General features: G+C 36.3%; 1 protein-coding gene. It reads left to right on the top strand.

Features of this window, described 5'->3' with window-relative positions; genetic code table 11:
- The first annotated feature begins 44 nt into the window (after positions 1-44).
- Positions 45-485 carry a hypothetical protein gene (locus ACFILO_RS09715; protein ID WP_375612653.1) on the top strand — a complete coding sequence of 147 codons (441 nt, stop codon included), beginning with the start codon at positions 45-47 and terminating at the stop codon, positions 483-485.
- Positions 486-611: the final 126 nt, after the last annotated feature.

Here is a 611-nt window from a genome sequence, read left to right as displayed (position 1 = left end):
TTTCATTTAAAAATTTGTTTGAATATTAGATTAGGGAGCTACCTATGACCACTAAAACTGTATCCAAAAAATATGAACTTACTAATGAAACTACAGAAGTTAAAGACCATCTCTATGGTAGAGTTAGAACACTTTATCGCATTAAAGCTTTAAGAAGTTTTGGAAGTGTTAAAAAAGGAGATTTAGGGGGCTTTATTGAAAGTGAATACAACTTATCACATGATGGCAATTGCTGGGTTGGTGATGATGCCAAGGTTTATAATGCTGCTATGGTTTGGGGGCATGCGAAGGTTTTTGAAAATGCAATAATTTGTGATGAGGCGTGTGTTAATGGGTTTGCGAAGGTTTACGGTAATGTACGTGCTTATGGAAAGGCAATTATTGGTGGCAGGGCGCGTGTTTTTGGAGATACGCAACTTATTTTGGGGGCATGGGTTACAGGAAGAAAAGAGATTTCTACAGGTTTAATATCCTTTTGTAGATAGATAAAGACTGTAGAGGAATTGATTAAAGCGGCTGTGGCGTCTAAAAGATAGAATAAAAAAAAGCCGCGTCCTTTAAGACACGGCTTTTATTATCAAAACAGCTAGCGATCTAAATAAACGATTAAA

This window comes from Bartonella sp. AP72JLCBS, from assembly GCF_042195705.1.
Classification (GTDB): domain Bacteria; phylum Pseudomonadota; class Alphaproteobacteria; order Rhizobiales; family Rhizobiaceae; genus Bartonella.
This window is presented reverse-complemented; position numbering and strand designations above follow the sequence as displayed.

Coding starts and splice junctions, on each gene's coding strand:
- ACFILO_RS09715 (WP_375612653.1), top strand. CDS start 45: ATGACCACTAAAACTGTATCCAAAAAATATGAACTTACTAATGAAACT.